Source organism: Micromonospora sp. NPDC049107 (assembly GCF_040648595.1).
Taxonomy (GTDB): Bacteria; Actinomycetota; Actinomycetes; order Mycobacteriales; family Micromonosporaceae; genus Micromonospora.
Genome location: NZ_JBEZEC010000006.1, coordinates 231930 through 251259, shown reverse-complemented (window position 1 = coordinate 251259; position 19330 = coordinate 231930). Strand labels below are relative to the sequence as shown.

At 70.4% G+C, this 19330-nt stretch carries 16 protein-coding genes; 7 read left to right on the top strand and 9 right to left on the bottom strand.

All coding sequences use genetic code 11. The features are described 5' to 3' along the window. Window positions 1-284 precede the first annotated feature (284 nt). The 3 genes from AB0B55_RS16940 (at window position 285) to AB0B55_RS16930 (ending at window position 3424) form a co-directional block, all read left to right on the top strand. A complete protein-coding gene (locus AB0B55_RS16940; protein WP_357172139.1) occupies window positions 285-1589 on the top strand; it encodes an ice-binding family protein in 1305 nt (434 codons plus the stop codon). A gap of 496 nt (window positions 1590-2085) precedes the next feature. Next, window positions 2086-3033, top strand: a complete 948-nt coding sequence (locus tag AB0B55_RS16935; protein WP_357172138.1) for an ion transporter — start codon at window positions 2086-2088, stop codon at window positions 3031-3033. Between the two features lie 37 nt (window positions 3034-3070). Then, a complete protein-coding gene (locus tag AB0B55_RS16930) occupies window positions 3071-3424 on the top strand; it encodes a TraR/DksA C4-type zinc finger protein (protein WP_357121349.1) in 354 nt (117 codons plus the stop codon). A gap of 70 nt (window positions 3425-3494) precedes the next feature. Here the strand turns inward: AB0B55_RS16930 and AB0B55_RS16925 are convergent, their stop codons facing one another. Then, the gene (locus AB0B55_RS16925; protein WP_357121345.1) at window positions 3495-3989 is read right to left on the bottom strand and encodes an N-acetyltransferase family protein; all 495 of its coding nucleotides are present in this window, start codon (window positions 3987-3989) and stop codon (window positions 3495-3497) included. A gap of 408 nt (window positions 3990-4397) precedes the next feature. Here AB0B55_RS16925 and AB0B55_RS16920 point away from each other — a divergent pair, with 408 nt between their 5' ends. Both AB0B55_RS16920 and AB0B55_RS16915 read left to right on the top strand, forming a co-directional pair. Next, a complete protein-coding gene (locus AB0B55_RS16920) occupies window positions 4398-5792 on the top strand; it encodes an enolase C-terminal domain-like protein (RefSeq protein WP_357172137.1) in 1395 nt (464 codons plus the stop codon). Between the two features lie 8 nt (window positions 5793-5800). Next, window positions 5801-6496, top strand: coding sequence for a FadR/GntR family transcriptional regulator (locus AB0B55_RS16915; protein ID WP_357172136.1), 696 nt, complete (start codon window positions 5801-5803; stop codon window positions 6494-6496). A gap of 93 nt (window positions 6497-6589) precedes the next feature. On the opposite strand, the gene AB0B55_RS16910 is transcribed toward AB0B55_RS16915, so the two are convergent. The 3 genes from AB0B55_RS16910 to AB0B55_RS16900 are packed head-to-tail and all read right to left on the bottom strand — an operon-like array spanning window position 6590 to window position 9502. Further along, entirely contained in the window at window positions 6590-7402 is an 813-nt protein-coding gene (locus AB0B55_RS16910) for an ATP-binding cassette domain-containing protein (RefSeq protein ID WP_357172135.1), read from the bottom strand. Then, on the bottom strand, window positions 7402-8454 hold the full coding sequence (locus tag AB0B55_RS16905) for an ABC transporter substrate-binding protein (protein WP_357172134.1): 1053 nt from the start codon (window positions 8452-8454) through the stop codon (window positions 7402-7404). The genes AB0B55_RS16910 and AB0B55_RS16905 overlap by 1 nt, the downstream gene beginning before the upstream one ends. Before the next feature lie 40 nt (window positions 8455-8494). Then, entirely contained in the window at window positions 8495-9502 is a 1008-nt protein-coding gene (locus tag AB0B55_RS16900; protein WP_357121332.1) for an ABC transporter permease, read from the bottom strand. 668 nt (window positions 9503-10170) lie between these two features. Between AB0B55_RS16900 and AB0B55_RS16895 the strand changes: the two genes are divergently transcribed. Beyond that, window positions 10171-11598 (top strand): endo-1,4-beta-xylanase, encoded by a 1428-nt coding sequence (locus AB0B55_RS16895; protein ID WP_357172133.1) that lies wholly within the window; start codon window positions 10171-10173, stop codon window positions 11596-11598. 101 nt (window positions 11599-11699) lie between these two features. Here the strand turns inward: AB0B55_RS16895 and AB0B55_RS16890 are convergent, their stop codons facing one another. From AB0B55_RS16890 to AB0B55_RS16875, 4 genes are read right to left on the bottom strand one after another with little or no spacing between them, the layout of a single operon-like run. Continuing rightward, the gene (locus AB0B55_RS16890; protein ID WP_357172132.1) at window positions 11700-12854 is read right to left on the bottom strand and encodes a serine hydrolase domain-containing protein; all 1155 of its coding nucleotides are present in this window, start codon (window positions 12852-12854) and stop codon (window positions 11700-11702) included. A gap of 3 nt (window positions 12855-12857) precedes the next feature. Continuing rightward, the gene (locus AB0B55_RS16885) at window positions 12858-13682 is read right to left on the bottom strand and encodes a carbohydrate ABC transporter permease (RefSeq protein ID WP_355050051.1); all 825 of its coding nucleotides are present in this window, start codon (window positions 13680-13682) and stop codon (window positions 12858-12860) included. Continuing rightward, a complete protein-coding gene (locus AB0B55_RS16880; protein ID WP_357172131.1) occupies window positions 13679-14650 on the bottom strand; it encodes a sugar ABC transporter permease in 972 nt (323 codons plus the stop codon). Before AB0B55_RS16880 ends, AB0B55_RS16885 begins: the two co-directional genes overlap by 4 nt. Next, entirely contained in the window at window positions 14647-16002 is a 1356-nt protein-coding gene (locus AB0B55_RS16875) for an extracellular solute-binding protein (RefSeq protein WP_357172130.1), read from the bottom strand. Before AB0B55_RS16875 ends, AB0B55_RS16880 begins: the two co-directional genes overlap by 4 nt. Window positions 16003-16363: 361 nt before the next feature. On the opposite strand from AB0B55_RS16875, the gene AB0B55_RS16870 reads away from it, so the two are divergent. Then, window positions 16364-17389, top strand: a complete 1026-nt coding sequence (locus AB0B55_RS16870) for a LacI family DNA-binding transcriptional regulator (RefSeq protein WP_357121317.1) — start codon at window positions 16364-16366, stop codon at window positions 17387-17389. Window positions 17390-17524: 135 nt separating this feature from the next. Here the strand turns inward: AB0B55_RS16870 and AB0B55_RS16865 are convergent, their stop codons facing one another. Then, window positions 17525-19201: a ricin-type beta-trefoil lectin domain protein gene (locus AB0B55_RS16865; RefSeq protein WP_357172129.1), complete on the bottom strand. Its 1677-nt coding sequence runs from the start codon at window positions 19199-19201 to the stop codon at window positions 17525-17527. Between the last annotated feature and the right edge of the window lie 129 nt (window positions 19202-19330).

Below are 19330 nucleotides of genomic sequence, written 5' to 3'. Positions count from 1 at the left end.
CGCCCGGCAGGCGCCGCGCGGGGTCGCGCGGTGGGCCACTCCTTACGCGGGGGTTTCTCGGGCCGGAACCCGACCGCTACCGCTACTCCCAGAACCGACGAATACGAATGCGAATGTCAGTCCGATCGGACAGATCGGCTTGGGTTATTGTCCCAATTATCCCTCATTGGACCATTTGACGTGATGTGGTGGTCAGCGCGCTTCATCGGCGTCATTCAGGCCGTATCACGCAGGACGCCACTCGTTGGACGTCTCCTGCGAGTAGTACCCACGGAGGGTGTTCTGTGACAGCTAAACCCAAGAATTGGCTACGGCGGCGGGTGGTCCTGCCGTCGCTCGCGACTGGCGCAGCCGCCACGGTGGCAGCCAGCCTGCTGCTCTTCAGCTCGACCGCAGCAAACGCGCAGGAAGCACCGGTCAACCTGGGGACGGCGGCCGACTTCTCCGTCCTCGCCGGAGCGGAGCCCACCAACACCGGCCCCAGCTTCCTGGCCCAGAGCCTCGGGCGCTTCCCCGGAAACACCGCGTCCGGCTTCGGAACGGCCACCATCGGCGGGGAGGTGCACCTCGGCGACGCGGTCGCGCTCCAGGCTCAGAGCGACCTGACCACCGCCTTCAACGACGCCGCCGGCCGGACCCCGTTCACCAACCTCCCGGCGGAGCTGGGTGGCAACACACTCAACGAAGGGGTCTACCGGATCGGGGCCGCCCAACTGACCGGAACGTTGACGCTCAACGGCCAGGGCGACCCGTCGGCCGTGTTCATCTTCCAGGTCGACTCCTCGCTGACGACGGCGTCGAACAGCAGCGTCGTCCTGACCAACGGGGCGTCGGCCTGCAACGTGTTCTGGAAGATCGGCAGCTCGGCGACGATCGGCACCGGCACCACCTTCGTGGGCACCATCATGGCTCAGGCCGCGATCACGATGGCCACGGGCGCGACCCTCCAGGGCCGCGCGCTGGCGCGCACCGCCGCCGTCACCCTCGACACCAACGTCATCAGCGCACCGATCTGCGCCGGGCCGACGGGCCCGCCTGGACCGACCGGCCCACCCGGGCCCACCGGCCCATCCGGCCCGCCCGGCCCGTCCGGCAGCCCCGGAGCACCGGGGAGCCCTGGCGCACCCGGCAGTCCTGGAGCACCCGGCAGCCCTGGAGCACCGGGGAGCCCCGGCGCACCCGGCAGCCCCGGAGCACCCGGCAGCCCCGGCGCACCCGGCAGCCCCGGAGCACCGGGGAGCCCTGGAGCACCCGGCAGCCCTGGCGCACCCGGCAGCCCTGGAGCACCCGGCCCGTCCGGCGCACCCGGCAGCCCCGGAGCACCCGGCAGCCCTGGAGCACCGGGGAGCCCTGGCGCACCCGGCAGCCCTGGAGCACCGGGGAGCCCTGGCGCACCGGGTAGCCCCGGCGCACCCGGCAGTCCTGGCGCACCCGGTAGCCCCGGCAGACCTGGTGGGGGCGGCGAGCAACCCATCCTGCCGGTCACCGGCGGCGGTGCAGTCCCGGCCATGACCGGCGTCGGAGGTGTGATGGTCGTCCTGGGCGCGGTCGCGTTCTTCCTCGCCCGGCGTCGCCGCCTGGAGTCCTGATCGGTGGGCCCGGCCGGTGTGATCCCGGCCGGGCCACCTCCCGTTGTCGGCCCGCTCCCCACCAGGGGCGGGCCGACGACGTGTTCGCCATGGACCGTCAGCCGGTGAGCCTCAGCTCGCGCATGAGGGCGTCCTCGCGCTCGTGCGGGAGGTAGCGCAGAATCCGTGGCGGTCGCCGTCGCAGCGCACCAGGTAGGTCTGGGCGAACTGCGGGCTGCCGGCCCTGCCCTGCGGCGTCGCGAAGTCCAACGTCCACTCGGTCGGTACGAGAACGTACCTTCGGTGCGAGATCGAGAACGTCCAGGACCGTCACCTGGGCTCCGGTAAGCCCAGCTGTCAGTCGTTCCAGGCCACCGTCACTATCACCGCGCTACGCCAATGGTTGTGGACCTTTGAAAACGCGGCCTAGGGTGGTCGCCATGCTTCCGCGCCGCCACCACGACCAAGGGTGGGTCTTGGCGGTGACCCTGGCACGTTCCGACAGATCGGCCGCCTGGTGAGCGGTGCGCCCGCTCCCGCGCAGCGAGGTGATCGGTCACGCCCCGACCGTCGCCGGCCCACGGTCGCCGACGCCTGCGCGCGGCTCGCCCGGTCGCGTCCCTTCGAGATCGGCATCGTCGTCGTCATCCTCGCCAACGGGATCGTCCTCGGTGTGGAGACGTACGAGGGGCTGTTCCCCGCGAGCGGCGCGCTGCACGGGCTGGAGCTGTTCTTCCGCGCCGTCTTCACCATCGAGATCGGCGTCCGGTTGGCCGCGTACGGCCGGCGTCCACAGGACTTCTTCCGGCACGGTTGGAACGTCTTCGACTTCCTCGTGATCGCCGCCATCTTCGTTCCGGGCCTGCACGGCGACGCGGCGCTGTTGCGCGTGGTGCGGGTCGCCCGGATGGTCCGGCTGGTGCGGTTCTCGCCGGGCCTGCGGACCATCGTCTCCGCGCTGTGGCGCAGTCTGCCCGGCGTCACCGGATTCCTCGCGCTGGCCGTGGTGACGCTCTACGTGTACGGGATGGCCGGCTGGCTGATCTTCGGCGACCGGTATCCCGACGAGTACGGGGACATCGGCAGGTCGTTGCTGACGCTGTTCGTGCTGCTGTCGCTGGAGACGCTGCCGGACCTCATCGAGCAGGGGCTGGCCATCTCGCCGTGGACGCTGCTCTACTACGTCAGCTACGTGGTGATCACCGTCAACCTGCTGCTCAACATCCTCATCGCGGTCATCGTGAACTCCATGGAGGAGGCCCGTCGGCTGGAGATGACCGAGCGGTTGGCCCCCGGCTACGACGAGGACGGTGACGGCATCCCCGACGAGGTGGACCGCATCGCGCTCACCCAGCGGCTGGACGACCTGCGCGCGGTCATCGGCGCGTTGGAGCGGGAGTTGCGGATCGACCGGGAGGACGCGCACGGCCGGCCGCATCGCGTCCAGGCGCGCTCCGAACGCTGACCCCGCGATCGTTCCCCGCGCGTAGCGTGGAACCGTCATGGACACCGACCCCAGCGCGATTCGTGCGGATCTGCACCGTCGACGCGACGAGACCACCGCCGAGATCGCCGCGCTCGAGGGCGACCTGCGGAGCCTGTTCGAGGCGTCCCGGTCCTCGAACGCCGACGACGAACACGACCCCGAGGGCAGCACGATCGCGTTCGAGCGGGCACAACTGAGCGCCGTGCTGGCCGCGGCCCGTCGACGCGTCGCCGAACTGGACGAGGCGCTGAGCCGCGTCGCGGCGGGCACCTACGGCGTCTGCGAACGGTGCTCCCGCCCGATCCCCGCCGAACGGCTCGCGGCCCGCCCGTCGGCGCGTACCTGCGTCGCCTGCGCCAGCCGACGGTGACGGTGGCGACGCCCGCGGACCCGGTGCCCGGCGGACGCCGCGGGGGTGTCCGCGCACGGACGGGTTCCGGTCAGACGACGGTGGGACTGCGGCGTTCCAGCAGCACGACGTCACGCCAGCGGTCGCGGTGGCGGCCGATCCGTTCGCGTACGCCGATGACCCGGAAGCCGGCCCGGCGGTGCAGGGCCAGGCTGGCGGTGTTCTCGGGGAAGATGCCGGACTGGATCGTCCAGATGCCGGCGCCCTCGGTCGAGGTGATCAGCGCGTCGAGCAACAGCCGGCCGACCCCGCGCCCCTGAGCCGCCGGGTCGACGTAGACGGAGTGCTCGACGACGCCGGCGTAGACCGGACGGCTCGACGTCGGCGTGACGGCGACCCAGCCGAGGACGAGGCCGTCGGCGACCGCCACGAACCGGTGCGCGGCGATCCGGCTGGCGTCGAACGCCGCCCAGGTCGGTGCGGTGACCTCGAAGCTGGCGTCGCCGCCGTCGAGGCCGAGTTGGTAGATCGCCAGGACGCGGTCCGCGTCGCCGGGGCTCATCGGTCGCAGGGTCGTCTCGGCCACGGGTGGGCTCCGATCTTCTCTCCATGATGTCGCGGGTCTGGTGTGTCAGACAGTTGTACCGTGCGGGGACACCGGCCTTCCGCCGCGCTCACCGGCGTCCCGCACGTCCCGGCGTCCGCTCGTCGAAAGATGTGATGTATCGATTCGATGGTGGCAGCTCGCCGCGTCGGTTCAACCGGCCGCGATTGTGAACGTCGAACCTTCCCCGCAACTCGCAGGTTCCCTTACCGCAACCGGACCGCAACGGCGTGAGCCGCCGGGAGCAACCGGCGCGGTCCGTCGCGGAGAGCGCGAGGAAACGTTGGATGTCTATGCGTATAGGCCCGACGGCGTCGTTGACGCATCCAAACCGCCCTCCGTATACTCCGAATGATCATCTGATCTTTAGCCGAGCCGGGCGAGGAGCGCATGCCGCAGATCACTGGCGTCACCGTCGAGGACGTCCGCTTTCCCACCTCGCTGACCGCTGACGGGTCCGACGCCATGAACAAGGACGGCGACTACTCGGCGGCCTACGTCATCCTGCACACCGACGGCGTCGACAGCGCCGGCGTACCGCTGGCGGGTCACGGCCTCACCTTCACCATCGGTCGGGGTAACGACATCGTCGTGGCGGCGGCGGCCCACCAGGCCCACCGCCTGGTCGGCCTGGACGTCGCCACGATGGCCGCCGACATGGGCGCGGTCTACCGCCTGCTCACCTCCGATACCCAGCTGCGCTGGCTCGGCCCGGAGAAGGGCGTCGTCCACCTGTCCCTGGCGGCCGTGCTGAACGCGGCCTGGGATCTGGTCGCGCGACTGGCCGACAAGCCGCTGTGGCGGCTGCTCACCGACATGTCCCCCGAACAACTCGTCGACATCGCGGACCTGCGTTACCTGTCCGACGCGCTGACCCGGGACGAGGCGCTGGCCATCCTGCGGGCACAGCAGAGCACGAAGGCCGACCGCCTCGCCGAGCTGGCCCGCACCGGCTACCCGGCCTACACCACCTCGGCGGGCTGGCTCGGGTACGGCGACGACAAGCTGCGCCGGCTATGCCAGGAGGCCGTCGACTCCGGCTACGGTTACGTCAAGCTCAAGGTGGGCGCCGACCTCGACGACGACATCCGCCGGTGCACCATCGCCCGGGAGATCCTCGGCCCGGACCGCAACCTGATGCTCGACGCCAACCAGGTGTGGGACGTCGACCAGGCCATCGAGTGGGTCAGGGCGCTGGCCCGTTTCACCCCACTGTGGATTGAGGAGCCGACCAGCCCGGACGACATCCTGGGCCACGCGGCCGTGCGCCGCGCCGTCGCTCCCGTCGGCGTCGCCACCGGCGAGCACTGCCACAACCGGGTGATGTTCAAGCAGCTCTTCCAGGCCGAGGCCATCGACTTCTGCCAGTTGGACACCGGCCGGCTGGCCAGCGTCAACGAGATTGTCGCGGTGCTGCTGCTCGCCGCGAAGTTCGGCGTCCCGGTGTGCCCGCACGCGGGCGGCGTCGGGCTCTGCGAGATGGTCCAACACGTGTCGGTGCTCGACTACGTCGCGGTGTCGGGGGATCTCACCGGCCGCGTCACCGAGTTCGTCGACCACCTGCACGAGCACTTCACCGATCCGTGCGTCATCCGGGACACCGGTTGGGGCAGCGGATACGTCCTGCCCCACGCGCCCGGCTACTCCACCCGTATGCACCCCGAGTCGATCGAACGGTACCGGTTCCCGGACGGCCGCTACTGGGCCTCGACCGAGGCGGCTACCGTGTCATCTCCGGAGCCGTACGTCATCGCGGGTGGAGCCGCCACCCCCGCCGGCCGCTAGGAGGTGTCATGTCCCGCACCGACGAGGTCGTGAACGGCATCAAGCGGATGATCCTGGAAGGGACGTTCAAGCCCGGGGACCGGCTGCCCATCGAGAAGGACCTCGCCGAATCCCTCGGCGTCTCGCGGGGCTCCCTGCGCGAGGGGATGTCCGCGCTGTCGATCCTCGGCATCGTCAACATCCGCCAGGGTGACGGCACGTACGTCACGAACCTCGACGCGCCGCAACTGCTGGCCCCGATGGGCTTCGTGGTCGACTTCCAGGGGCAGGGCGACGGACGGCACATCCACACCGTCCGCCGCCTGCTCGAATGCGAGGCCGCCCGGTTGGCCGCGACCAGGATCACCGACGAGGCCCTGGCGCAGGCCGCCGAACTGCTCGACGAGGCGGCCCGGATCGCCGGCCGGTCACCGCAGGACCACGAGCGCATCATGGAAATCGACATCGCGTTCCACCGGATCATCGCCGCACAGGCCGACAACCCGGTGCTCATCGGCCTGATCGAGGCGTTCGCCGGGCGCACCCTGCGCGGGCGGCTCTGGCGGAGCCTGCACGAGGAGGGCGCGGACCGGCGTACCCACGACGAGCACGTGGCGATCCTGAAGGCCCTCCGGGCGCGCGACCCGGAGCGGGCCCGCACCCGGATGGCCAACCACCTGATCGGTGTGGAGGAGTCGCTCCAGGGGTTGCCCGACGAGGGCTGACCGCCGCCGTCGATTGATCGCCCGCCCGTGCCGCTCGTCGGTGGCACCGTTCCCGGTGCACCGCGCGCGCTCACGGGCGGGCGACCCCCCGCCCTAGTCCCGCTCCGAGCCCTTGCTTCCGGTCATCGCCGCGACCAGATCGTCGGTGCTGACCTCGTCGGCACGCAGCCGAGCCGCCCGCCGGCCGAGACGCAGCACCTCCACCCGGTCGGCGATCTCCAGAACCTGCGGCATGTTGTGGCTCACCAGCACCACCGACATGCCCGCCGCACGAGCCCGCCGCACCACGTCGAGCACCCGCTCGGTCTGCACGACGCCCAGCGCCGCGGTGGGCTCGTCGAGGATGACCACGTTCGTCGCCCAGATGATCGCCCGTGCCACCGCGACGCACTGCCGCTGCCCGCCGGACAGCATCGCGATCGGCGTGGTGACCCGTGGGATCCGTACGCCCAACTCGTCGAGCGCCACGGCTGCGCCGTGGCGCATGGCGCGCTTGTCGAGCAGCCCCAGCCGACCGAGCGGCCCGGACCGCAGGATCTCCCGCCCGAGGTAGAGGTTGGCGGCGACGCTGAGGTCGTCGGCGACCGCGAGATCCTGGTAGACGGTCTCCACCCCCGCGCGCCGGGCGTCCACCGGAGTCGAGAAGTGGACCGGGCGGCCACCGACCCGGATCTCGCCCTCGTCCGGCGCGTGCACGCCGGAGAGCGTCTTGACCAGCGTGCTCTTGCCGGCGCCGTTGTCACCGATGAGGGCGACGACCTCGCCCCGGTGGACCGTGAAGTCGGCGCCGCGCAGCGCCTCGACGTGGCCGAACCGCTTGACGATCCCCCGGGCTTCGAGCACCGGCGGCTCCTCGGGAGACCGCCGCTGGTCGTTGTCGGTCGTCGGCGCGGAGGTCGTCGCCATCACTGCACCGGGGGGTTGGCGCAGCTGGGCTCGAGCACCGCCTTGATCTCCGGCGAGTCGATGTTCTTCTTGGTGACGAAGGTGACGCCGGTGTCCGCCGACGCCAGCGGCGCCTTGTCCCGGAGGTGCTTGACCATCTTGTCGACGCCGAAGTAGCCCATCTTGAAGGGATTCTGCACGACCAGCGCCGAGATCTGGCCGTTGCGCAGTCCGGCGATCTCGTCCGGGGCGGCGTCCCAACCGATGATGACCACCTTGCCGGACTTGCCCGCCGCCTGGATGGCCTGCGCCGCGCCGAGCACGCTCGGCTCGTTGGCGGCGAAGATGCCGGCGAGGTTGGGGTTCGCGGTGAGGATGTTCTCGGTGACCCGCCGCGCCTCGTTGACGTCGCTGCGGCTGGGCTGCTGGCCGACCAGCTTGAGGTTGGGGAACTGCTTGAGGCCCTCCTTGAAGCCGTCGACCCGCTCGGTGTTGGTCTGCGAGCCGGGCTGGAACTCCACCAGCGCCACGTCGTGGTTGCCGGAGCCCAGCTCGGTGGCGAGCAGCTTGGCCGCCTCGACGGCCGAGGCCTTGTTGTCGGTGGCGAAGAGCGGCACGCTCGACGGCTGCGGGCTGGTGCCCGAGTCGATCATCGCGACCGGGATGTTCGCGCCGATCGCCTGGTCGGTGGCGGGTGCCAGCGCGCGGGAGTCGGTGGCCGCGTAGACGATCCCGTCGACCTTCTTGGTGACGAAGTTCTGGATCAGGTTGACCTGACCCTCGACGTCGGTCTCGGTGGTCACCCCGTCCCACTGGACGGTGACGTTGCCGGCGCGCTGCGCGGCGCACTCGGCGCCCGCCTTCACCGTGTTCCAGTAGTCGGCCCCGACGGCCTTGGGCACGACGGCGAGCTTCAGCGGCCCGGAGGCGTCCTTGGTCGCGCCGTCGCCTCCGTCGCGGACCTCGACTCCGCCGCAGGCGCTGAGCAGCGCCGCCGCCACGGCGGCGGCGAGGACGGCCTGCGCGCGCAGGAGGTGACCCCGGGGACGTCGGCGGATGGTGGTGTGTGCCATGGTGTGCGTCCTTCCTCTGGTGAGCTGCGGGAACGGCAGATCAGCCCCGTGACTCCAGCCGCCGACGGCGGTACTGGTCGAAGTAGACGGCAGCCCAGATGATCAGGCCGACGATCACCTGCTGGTAGTGGATGCTGATGTCGAGCAGGACGGCGCCGTTGCGGACCAGGGCGATGAGGAAGGCGCCGATGATGGTCCCGACGATCCGGCCCTGCCCGCCGAATAGGCTGGCGCCGCCGATGACCGCCGCGGCGATGACGTCGAGTTCCAGCGAGATGCCGTAGTTCGGCTGCCCGGAGTTGACCCGGGAGGCGGCGATCATGCCGCCGAGGCCGACCAGGACACCCGCCAGGACGTACACGTAGGTCAGGTAGCGCCCCACCGCGATGCCCGAGCGGCGGGCGGCCTCCAGGTTGGAGCCCATCGCGTAGGTGTACTGCCCGAAGCGGGTCTGCGAGAGCAGGAAGGCGACCCCGACGGCGACCAGGGCGGTGATCACGACCGCGAACGGAATGCCGATGATCTCGCCGTTGCCGAGCAGCTGGAACGACTTGGGCAGCCCGTAGACGCCGACCGCGCCGGTGATGATGAAGACCAGTCCTCGGCCGACCGACATCGTTCCCAGCGTCGCGATGAACGGGGGTATCCGGGCGACGGTGACCAGCAACCCGTTCAGCAGTCCCGCCAGAGCGCCGACACCGATCGCGACCGCCGTGGCCGCGAGGAGCGGAAAGCCCAGGTCCCGTACGACCATCGCGCCGGCCACGCCGGCGAGCGCGGCGACCGAACCGACCGACAGGTCGATTCCCTTGGTGATGATGACCATCGTCTGCGCGGCGGCGATGATGGCGATCACCGCGGTCTGCGCGCCGATGTTGAACAGATTGTCGGCCGTCAGGAAGTAGGGACTGGCGAAGCTCAGCGCGACGAACAGGACGACGAGCGCGGTCGCGGCGGTGAACTCGGACAGCGCGTGGGAGATCCGCTCGCGCAACCAGTCGTTGAGCGCGCCGCCGTGGGCCTGGTCGGTCGCCTCGACGGCGCTCATCGCCGGGCCCGGCCGTCGTCCACTGTGTCTCCCCCGGCTCGGCACGCGCCGCCGCCGGTGATTGACGCTCTCGCTCGCAACCGGACCTCCCCAGGAAGTCACGCACGGGCCACGCCCCGTAGCGCCCGCACGATAGATCAGATGTTTGCAATGATCAGGCGTTACCTTGCCATGGTCACACTCGTGTTGCCAAGGTCTTACCGGCATGTTGTGGCATCGTTATTCGCACCTCGGGCACGATACGTCCGACCAAAAGACCCGCTAACCGTGTCCGGTCCGGGACGGCGACCGACGTCGTCAACGGAGGGGTCTGCCGCACGGCCACCGGTCGCCTTGAGCATGTTATCGATAACATGCTATGTTCCGCCAAGGAGTCGAGGGCACGTCCCTCCCGTTCGGAACCACCGGCACCTCGAAGGGCATCGGGTCCCACGACCCGGTCGACGGCCGGTGAGCTGTCCAAGCCACACCTGTCCGGCGTACGTCATTCCCGCGTCCGCGCACGCGGCAGTCCATCGTGACGTTTACCCCGCAGGCAGCACCGTTGTCGACCCGTCGGACCGTCCCGGGCACCGCCGAATCTCGCCCCGCACGACCCCCGGCAGCCCTTCGCCGATCGGGCAGCCCGACCTCGACTCCGCCGCCACCATTTGTCGAAAGGCAGGACCATGGACAAGATCCCCGACGAACGCACACCGCGACCCCTCCTCCGGGGCCGTCGGGTGCTGGTGCCGCTCGCGGCCACCCTCGCGGCGGTCGCCGCGACGGTGGCGGTGACCTCGGCCGCCAACGCCGGCACCACGCTGGGTGCCTCGGCGGCCGAGAAGGGCCGCTACTACGGCGCCGCGGTACCCGCCTTCAAGCTGTCCGACAGCCAGTTCGCTGGCATCGTGAACCGGGAGTTCAACCAGCTCACTCCCGAGAACGAGATGAAGTGGGACGCCACCGAGCCGCAGCAGGGCCGGTTCAACTACAGCGGCGGGGACCAGATCGTCGCCCACGCCCAGTCGCACGGCATGATCGTCCGCGGCCACACGCTGCTGTGGTACCAGCAGCAGCCGGGTTGGGCGCAGGGCATGTCCGGCACCGCGCTGCGCAACGCCGCCATCAACCACGTCACCCAGGTCGCCACCCACTACCGGGGCAAGATCTACGCCTGGGACGTGGTGAACGAGGCGTTCGCCGACGGCGGCAGCGGCGGTCGACGCGACTCGAACCTGCAGCGCACCGGCAACGACTGGATCGAGGTGGCGTTCCGCGCCGCCCGCGCCGCCGACCCGGGCGCCAAGCTCTGCTACAACGACTACAACACCGACGGCATCAACGCGAAGTCCACCGGCATCTACAACATGGTCCGCGACTTCAAGTCCCGCGGCGTGCCGATCGACTGCGTCGGCTTCCAGTCCCACCTGGGCACCTCGGTGCCGGGTGACTACCAGGCCAACCTGCAGCGCTTCGCCGACCTGGGCGTCGACGTCCAGATCACCGAGCTGGACATCGCCCAGGGCTCCAACCAGGCCAACGCCTACGCCCAGGTGACCCGGGCCTGCATGGCCATCGCCCGCTGCACCGGCATCACGGTGTGGGGGGTCCGGGACAGCGACTCGTGGCGCGGTAACGACAACCCGCTGCTGTTCGACCGGTCGGGCAACAAGAAGGCGGCGTACACCTCCGTCCTCAACGCCCTCAACGCGGGCATCGGCACCCCGACCACGCCGCCGCCCACCACCCCTCCGCCGACCACTCCCCCGCCGACCACCCCCCCGCCCACGACGCCGCCGCCGACCACTCCTCCGCCCACCGGTAGCGGCTGCACCGCCTCGGTGTCGCTGAACTCCTGGAACGGTGGCTTCGTCGCCACGGTCAAGGTCAACGCCGGCTCGACGGCCGTACGGGGTTGGTCGGTCCGGATCACGCTGCCCTCGGGCGCCGCGATCACCAACACGTGGAGCGCGCAGGCCAGCGGCTCCTCGGGTGCGGTGGACTTCCGCAACGTCGAATACAACGGCCAGATCGGCGCGGGCGGCAGCACCGAGTTCGGTTTCCAGGGCACCGGCGCCGGTCCGTCCGCGACTCCTACCTGCACCGCGAGCTGACCCGTCCCCTCTCAGCTCACCCCCTGAGCGCCCCCGGGGCCGCGCGGACCACCGCGCGCCCCGGGGGTGCTCGCCGTCCTGGGGGGTGCGCCTACCCCGCGTCAGGCGTCGAGGCAGGAGCGGACCGCGGCGGTGAGCCGGTTGGCGCGCTCGTCGCCCGCGCCGTACATCTGGTTGACCACGTAGCCGAACCCCACCTCGTGGTACGCGTCGGCGAAGGCGAGGTTGCCGCCGGCCCCGTCGTGGCCGAAGCTGCGCTCCCCCAGCAGCGGCCGGGCCGGCTCGGAGTGCAGCAGGAAACCGGTGCCCCAGCGCTGGCCGGTGTCGGGCGGGCCGTGCCGTTGCTGGCCCCGTGAGCGGACGATGACCGCGTCGTCGACCGAGGCCCGGGTGAGCAGGGGTCCATCGCCCACGTCGGACACGCAGGCCGCGTAGAGGCGCGCGAGGCCGTCCGCGGTGCTCACCGCTCCCGCGCCCGGAATGCCGGCCGCCTGGATGTCCGGGTCGTTGAAGCTGACCAGACCGTCGGCGTCGGCGGGGAAGGCGAACGCGCCGCCCATGGTGATCCCCCGTTCGGCGACCGGGTCGACGAAGGGATCGGCGTCCGGTGGTGGGGCCAGATTCCAGGCGACGCCGTCGCGTTCGGCGGCGGGCAGCCCGAGCCAGGTACGCAGTCCCAGCGGGCCGGCGACGGTGTCGCGGAAGTACGCGCCGGGGAGCTGACCGGTGACGCGGTGGATGACCTCGCCGACGAGCCACCCGTAGGTCATCGAGTGGTAGCTGTGCGCCGTACCCGGCTCCCACAGTGGGGTCTGCGCCTCGATCGCCGCGATGACCGGGTCCCACGCGAGCACCTCGTCAAGGGTCAGCGGCCGGTCCAGCGCCGGCAGGCCGGACTGGTGGGTGAGCAGCCACCGTACGGGGATGTCGGCCTTGCCGTGCTGGCCGAACTCCGGCCAGTAGCGCGTCACGGGCGCGTCGAGGTCGAGGCGCCCCTGCTGGACGAGCAGGTACGCGCAGATCGCCAGGATCCCCTTGGTGCAGGAGAAGACGACGACCGGCGTGTGCGCCGTCCAGGGGCGTCCGGTGCGGGTGTCGGCCAGACCGCCGTACAGGTCGACGACCTTGCGACCCCGCACGTAGAGGGTGACCGCGGCGCCGACCTCACCGCGGAGGGTGAAGTTGTCGCGGAACGCGTCGGCGACGCGCCTGTAGCGCTCGTCGACGTCGCCGTGGATCTGCGGCTGCGTGGCCACTGCCTATCCCTTCAGTGAGCCCTGGATCAGGGCCTTGATGAACTGTCGCTGGAAGATCAGGAACACGATGAGGGTAGGTGTGAGGATCAGCAGCGAGCCAGCGCACAGCAGCACCAGGTCGGTGCCCCACTGGCCCTGGAACGCGCCGAGCGCTCCGGCCATCGTGCGTTTGGTGGCGTCGTCGACCAGCACGATCGCGAGCAGGAACTGGTTCCACGTCCAGAGGAACATCAGGATCGTCAGCGACGCGATGGCCGGGCGGGCCAGCGGCACCTGGACCCGCCAGAACAGCTGCCAGGTGCTGCTGCCGTCCACCCGGGCGGCCTCGGACAGCTCGACCGGCACGTTGGTGAAGTGGGCGCGCATCCAGAACACCGCGAACGGCATGTAGAGGCCGATCAGCGGCAGGATGATGGCCCACCGGGTGTTGAGCAGGCCGAGGTCCTGCATCTGGTAGTAGAGCGGGGTGACGACGGCCTCGAAGGGCAGCGTGAGGCCGAGCAGCAGCAGACCGAAGACGAGCCGGCCGCCGGGCACCCGCAACTGACCCAGCCCGAAACCGGCCATGGTGGCGATGAGCACGGACACCGGTACGACGCCCGCCACGATGAGCAGGCTGGAGCGCAGCAGTGCGCCCATGTTGGCGGCGGTGAACGCGTCGGCGAAGTTGCCCCACTGCGGGTCGGACGGCCAGGCCAGACCGTCGGGCACGGTGCCGCGCGGTTGCAGGGCGGCCGAGAGCATGCTGACGAACGGCAGCAGGGTCACCAGGATCAGGGCGATCAGGAAGACCCGACCGGTCAGCTGCTCGCGTCGGCTCAGGTTCACGGCTTCTCCCCCCGGGTCAGTCGCTGGATCGGCAGCACGAAGGCCAGCACCAGAAACATCAGTACGACCGCGAGCGCCGAGGCCAACCCCACCTGACGCTGCGAGAAGGCCAGCCGGTAGATCTCCAGACCGGGGACGGTGGTCTGCAGTCCCGGGCCGCCGCTGGTGGAGATGTAGACGATGTCGAAGCTGGCCAACGCGGCGATGATCGTGACGGTGAGGCAGACCCCGATCTCCTGACGCAGGCTGGGCAGGGTCACCGCGAGGAACTCGCGGACCGGCCCCGCGCCGTCCAGCCGGGCGGCCTCGTAGAGCGCCGGATCGATCTTGCTCATGCCGGTCACCAGCAGGATCGTGCAGAGGCCGAGCAGGACCCACGCCCCGATCACCCCGACGGCGGGCAGCGCCGTGTCGAAGTCGCCCAGCCAGGCGCGGGCCACGCCACCGAGCCCGACGGCGCGCAGCACCTGGTTGACCAGACCGTTGGTCGAGAGCAGCCAACTCCACGCGATGCCGGCCGCCACCAGGGGAATGACCTGGGGCAGGAACAGGATCGTCCGGACCACGGTGCCGAACGCGCCGGTGGTGATCCGGCGGACCACGCTCGCCACCAGCAACCCGAGCGCGACCGGGATGAGGCTGAAGAAGACGATCAGGACGATCGCGTTGGAGATGATCTTCAGCAGGTCGCTGTCGGTGAAGACCGTGACGTAGTTGTCCAGGCCCGCCCAGCGGGCCACCCCGATCCCGTTCCAGTCGTAGAGCGAGTACTGGACGGTCAGGGCGAGCGGCCGCAGGACGAAGACCGCGTACATCACGAAGGCGGGCAGGACGAACAACCAGCCGGTCCCGGCCGCGCGGGCCCACCGGCGTCGGTGGGCCCGCGCGGACGCGGGACGGGCGGGACGACCCACGGACGACGCCCGGCCGTCCCGCCCTGGTGGTGCGCTGCCGAGGGCAGACGTCATCGGGACAGTTCCTTCTCGTACTCGGCCTGGACCGCCTTGACGTACCCCTCGGGCGTCTGCTGGCCGGCGACCAGCTTCTGCATCTCGGGCGTGATCGCGGCGGCGAAGATGCCACCGGTCGCGTTCGCGGTGAAGTCGACCGCGCCGTTCTCGGCCCCGAGCTGCTGCGCCGCCTTGAGGGTCTCGGCCAGCACGGTGTTCGGGGCGGCGGCCGGCACCGGAAGGTCGCTCGGGCCACCCGGGCTGGACCCGCCGACCGTCACGGCGATCTCTCGCGCCTTGGCGTCGGTGTGGACCCAGTTCAGGAAGAACGCGGCGGCGTCCGGGTTCTTGGCCTTGGCGGAGACCCCGAAGGTGTTGGGGGCGGACATCGCCACGTGCTTGGCGCCGGCCGCCTCGCCGGGGAACAGGAAGAAGCCCACGTTGCCGGCCATCGTCTTGTCGAGGTTCGCCGACTCCCAGTCGCCGTTGAACATGAACAGACCGTTCCCCTTCTGGAACTGCCCGACCATGCCCGCGTAGTCCAGGGCGTTGGCGTCCTTGGTGAAGTAGCCGGCCTGCGCCCACTTCTGGATGGTCTGGGTGGCCTTCAGCGCGGCCGGCGTGTCGAAGGTGGCTCCCGGCTTCTGGAAGATCCAGTCGGCGACCTGCGCCGGGTCGCCGAACTGGTTCTGCAGCGCCTGGTGCGGGAAGTTGATGCCCGCGGTGTTCTTGTTGAACTGCATGATCGGCTGGACCCCGCTGGTCTTCGCCTTCGCCAGCACCTGCTCGAACTCCGCTACCGTGGCCGGCGGCTGGGACATGCCGACCTGGGCGGCCAGCTTTTTGTTGTAGAAGACTCCGGTGACGCTGTAGCCGAGCCCCATGCCGTAGAGCGATCCCACGCCCCGCGTCTCGTCGCCGACGCGCAACTGCACGAGCTGCGAGGCGGGGAACTTGTCCCAGCCGTACGCGGTGACGTACGGGTCGAGGTTCTTGAGCAGGTCGTCCTTCACGAGGTCGACCATCGTGGGAAGCCGGATGATGTCGGGCGCGTTGTCCGAGGCCATCACGCGGGGGGCGTTCTCCACGATGACCGTGAACTGGTCCTCGCGGATATTGAAAGTGACGTTCGGGTGCTGCTTGGAGAACTCGTCGGCCAGCGCCTTGGCCAGCGGGAAGCCGGTCTCCGCGTACATCTGGAGGGTGACCGGCCCGGTGCCCAGGTCCGTCTTGACGGCGGCGTCGGGCCCGGCGGTCGACGACCGGTCGGCTCCGGGCGCGCTGCACGCCGTGGCGGCGAGCCCCAGCACCAGCAGCGGTCCGAGGACCAGCGCGCCGCGTCGCGGGAATGTCGTCAGCGTTTGTGCCATGTCATGACTCCTATGTTTCCTCCGCGCGTCCCACGACCCACGGCCGCGCGACGGCTCCACCGGGACCTTCGCGACGGGCGAGCGGCCACGACACGTACGCCGTGACCATCTCGCGCCGCCGCGCTCGCGTACCGACTCAGCAGGCGACCGACGGCGTCTACCGACGCGCCAAAAGTGGCCGCTAAACTGATTTAGCAGAGCATGCGCGTGACACCGGAGGCTGTCAAGGACAACCTGGCAACGGTCCGGAAACATCGGGTTCACACCACGCCCGACCCGACCGGGGCCGGGCTCCGTGCGCCGACGCATCATGATGGGCGGGAGCGGGAGCCCGTGGCGCCGCGCCTGATTCGGAGGACAGATGGGCCGCAACAGAGCAACCCTGGCCGACGTCGCACGGCGGGCCGGGCTGTCCAAGACCGCCGCGTCGATGGTGCTGAACGGCAGGGAGGGCACCCGGCTCTCGGCCGAGGCACACCAGCGCGTGTTCGCCGCCGCCGAGGAGCTGGGCTACCGGCCCAACCTGGCGGCACGCAGCCTGCGTACCCGCAAGACGGCGACCATCGCGTTCGTCTCCGACATCGTCGCCACCACCCGCTTCGCCGGCGGCCTCATCCGCGGCGCGCTCGACGCGGCCCGGGAACGCGACCACGTGCTGCTCATCACCGAGACGCAGGGCGATGCCACCTTCGAGCAGTACGCCATCGAGGCCATGCTCGACCGGCAGGTCGACGGGGTGATCTACGCGGCGATGGCCACCCGGCGACTCACGGTGCCCCCCGCCATCCTCGGCGGCCCGGTGGTGCTGCTCAACGCCACCAGCTCGGACAATCTGCCCTGCGTGCTTCCCGACGACGACCGGGCCGGTCGCGCGGTCGCCACCGCCCTGCTGGAGTACGGTCACCGCGACGCCATCGCGCTCATCGGCCGCAACCGGATCAAGGAGGGCGACCAGGAGATCTCCCTCGCCGCTCGGGCCCGCCTGCACGGCATCCAGCAGGCGTTGAGCGACGCGGGCGTCACCCTCCTGGCGGAGTCCTTCTGCACCGAGTGGCTGCCCGAGCACGGTTACGCCGCCACGCGCGCCCTGCTGAACCGAACCCAACGGCCAAGCGCCATCATCTGCATGAACGACCGGCTGGCGTTCGGCGCCTACCAGGCACTCGGCGAGGCGGGCCTGACCGTCCCGGACGACATCTCGGTGATCTCGTTCGACGACGATCCGATCGCCGCCTGGCTACGTCCCAGCCTCGCAACCACCGCGCTACCGCACGAGCAGATGGGGAGGCGCGCGGTCGAACTGCTCCTGGATGGCGGGGCCGCCGAGCGGTCGCTCGTCGCGATGCCGCTGCGCCGACGCCGGTCCCTCGCGCCTCCCGCCTCCTGATCCGGGCACCCCCTCCGCGGGCGGGCCCGTACCGGCACGCGCCCGCGCCCGGCGCGGCGGGGCCGGACGACGACAGGTCCGGGCCGGGGCCGTGCCGCCGCGGTCCGGACCTGTCGAGCTGTCAGCGCGGTGTGGCTAGCGCCGGGTCCAGCGTTGGTTGGAGGCCCCGGTGCAGGTCCACAGGAGCACCGTGGTGCCGTTGGCCGTCGCGTTGTTGTTGACGTCGAGACAGAGGCCCGACGACGCTCCGCTGATCGTGCCGTTCGAGTTGAACGTCCACCGCTGGTTGGCGCCGCCGTTGCAGTCCCAGATCTGGACCTTGCTGCCGGCGCTGGCGTTGGTGGGCGCGTCCAGACACTTGCCGAGCGCCTGGAGGGTCTGCCCGTTGGCCGTCCACCGCTGGTTGGCGGCCCCGTTGCAGTCCCAGATCACCGGCTGGGTGCCGTTGGTGGTGTTGCTCTGCGGGACGTCCAGGCAGCGGCCGGAGGCAACGCTCGACAGCGCGAAGGAGGTGGTCGGCGGCGGCGTGGTGGTCGGCGGCGGCGTGGTCGGCGGCGGGGTGCTGGTGTCGCCGCCACTGACCCGGTACACCACCGTGCCGTGCGCCGGAACGCTGGCGGAAATGGAGCCGGTGCTCGTGCTGGTGGTGTTGCTCCAGGCGTCCACCAGGGTGAAGGAGCTGCCGGACTTGCCGACGGCGGCGGCCGTCGTGGAGATCGTCGTCGTCGAACCGCTCTGGTTGAACAGCGCGACCGCGACGTCACCGTTGGCCAGCCGCTTGGCCAGCACGCGACGGGTGCCGTCGAACGACACCTGGCCGGCCTGCAAGCCCAGGGCGTCCTGGTTGATGCCGATCAGGTTCGCGTTCTTGAGGATCGTCTGCGTCGCGGCGTTCATGTTGCGGACGTCGTTGCCGGCGATCAGCGGCGACGCCATCATCGCCCACATCGCGAAGTGGCTGCGCATCTCGGTGTCGTTCATGCCGCCCCGGCCGACCTCCATCATGTCCGGGTCGTTGAATCCACCCGGGCGCGCGTACGAGGCCAGCGGGACGGTCACGTTGATGATGTTCTGGATGCCCATCGGGTAGCCGTTGGTCTGCCCGGTGTCCCACGCGTTGGTGATGTCCTCGGTGGTGCGCCACATGTTCGCCACGTCGCCCCAGTTGCGCTGCGGGCCGGTCTTGGCGTGGATGCTGTTGGAGTTGATGCTGTAGACGATCGGCCGGCCGGTCGCGGCCAGCGCGTCGCGCATCTTGGCGAACGTGGTGACCTGGTCGTTGATGCTGCCGTTCGGGGAGCACCAGTCGTACTTGAGGAAGTCGACGCCCCAGGCGGCGAACTGCCGGGCGTCCTGCGCCTCGTGGCCCTGGCTGCCGGTCGCGCCGGGGTAGCTGTTGAAGTACTGCGCGCAGGTCTTGTCGACGGGCACCTGGTAGAGACCGAACTTCAGCCCCCGGGCGTGCAGGTAGTCGCCGAGCGCCTTCATCCCGCTCGGGAAGCGGGTCGGGTCGCCCTGGAGGTTGCCGGAGCTGTCGCGGTTCGGGTTGAACCAGCAGTCGTCGACCACGACGTACTGGTAGCCCAGATCGCGCATTCCGTTGCTGACCATCGCGTCGGCGGTCTGCCGGATCAGCCCTTCGTTGATGTTGCAACCGAAGGAGTTCCAGCTGTTCCACCCCATCGGGGGTGTCCGGGCGACGCCGTTCTCCAGCGCCTGGGCCCCGGGTGCCCGCAGGCCCACGAGGGCGGCGGCCACGAGGAGCCCGGCCGCCGCTGCCCGCCCCCAGTGACGGGCTCGGATTCGCTTCATTCGGGAGCGTCCTTTCGGTAGTGCCATCCACGGGGGACGGCAACCCGGATGAGGCGGGCACCGTCGTGTGCGCGACCACTGTTAGCGTTAACAGCAGACGCCGGTCATATTACGGAGCCGTTTCGTCGA

What these genes read in the sequence shown, in the direction of transcription:
- AB0B55_RS16920 (WP_357172137.1), top strand. Translation starts at nt 4,398, where the DNA reads ATGCCGCAGATCACTGGCGTCACCGTCGAGGACGTCCGCTTTCCCACC.
- AB0B55_RS16880 (WP_357172131.1), bottom strand. Translation starts at nt 14,650, where the DNA reads ATGACGTCTGCCCTCGGCAGCGCACCACCAGGGCGGGACGGCCGGGCG.
- AB0B55_RS16870 (WP_357121317.1), top strand. Translation starts at nt 16,364, where the DNA reads ATGGGCCGCAACAGAGCAACCCTGGCCGACGTCGCACGGCGGGCCGGG.
- AB0B55_RS16910 (WP_357172135.1), bottom strand. Translation starts at nt 7,402, where the DNA reads ATGGCGACGACCTCCGCGCCGACGACCGACAACGACCAGCGGCGGTCT.
- AB0B55_RS16900 (WP_357121332.1), bottom strand. Translation starts at nt 9,502, where the DNA reads ATGAGCGCCGTCGAGGCGACCGACCAGGCCCACGGCGGCGCGCTCAAC.
- AB0B55_RS16875 (WP_357172130.1), bottom strand. Translation starts at nt 16,002, where the DNA reads ATGGCACAAACGCTGACGACATTCCCGCGACGCGGCGCGCTGGTCCTC.
- AB0B55_RS16865 (WP_357172129.1), bottom strand. Translation starts at nt 19,201, where the DNA reads ATGAAGCGAATCCGAGCCCGTCACTGGGGGCGGGCAGCGGCGGCCGGG.
- AB0B55_RS16905 (WP_357172134.1), bottom strand. Translation starts at nt 8,454, where the DNA reads ATGGCACACACCACCATCCGCCGACGTCCCCGGGGTCACCTCCTGCGC.
- AB0B55_RS16915 (WP_357172136.1), top strand. Translation starts at nt 5,801, where the DNA reads ATGTCCCGCACCGACGAGGTCGTGAACGGCATCAAGCGGATGATCCTG.
- AB0B55_RS16930 (WP_357121349.1), top strand. Translation starts at nt 3,071, where the DNA reads ATGGACACCGACCCCAGCGCGATTCGTGCGGATCTGCACCGTCGACGC.
- AB0B55_RS16895 (WP_357172133.1), top strand. Translation starts at nt 10,171, where the DNA reads ATGGACAAGATCCCCGACGAACGCACACCGCGACCCCTCCTCCGGGGC.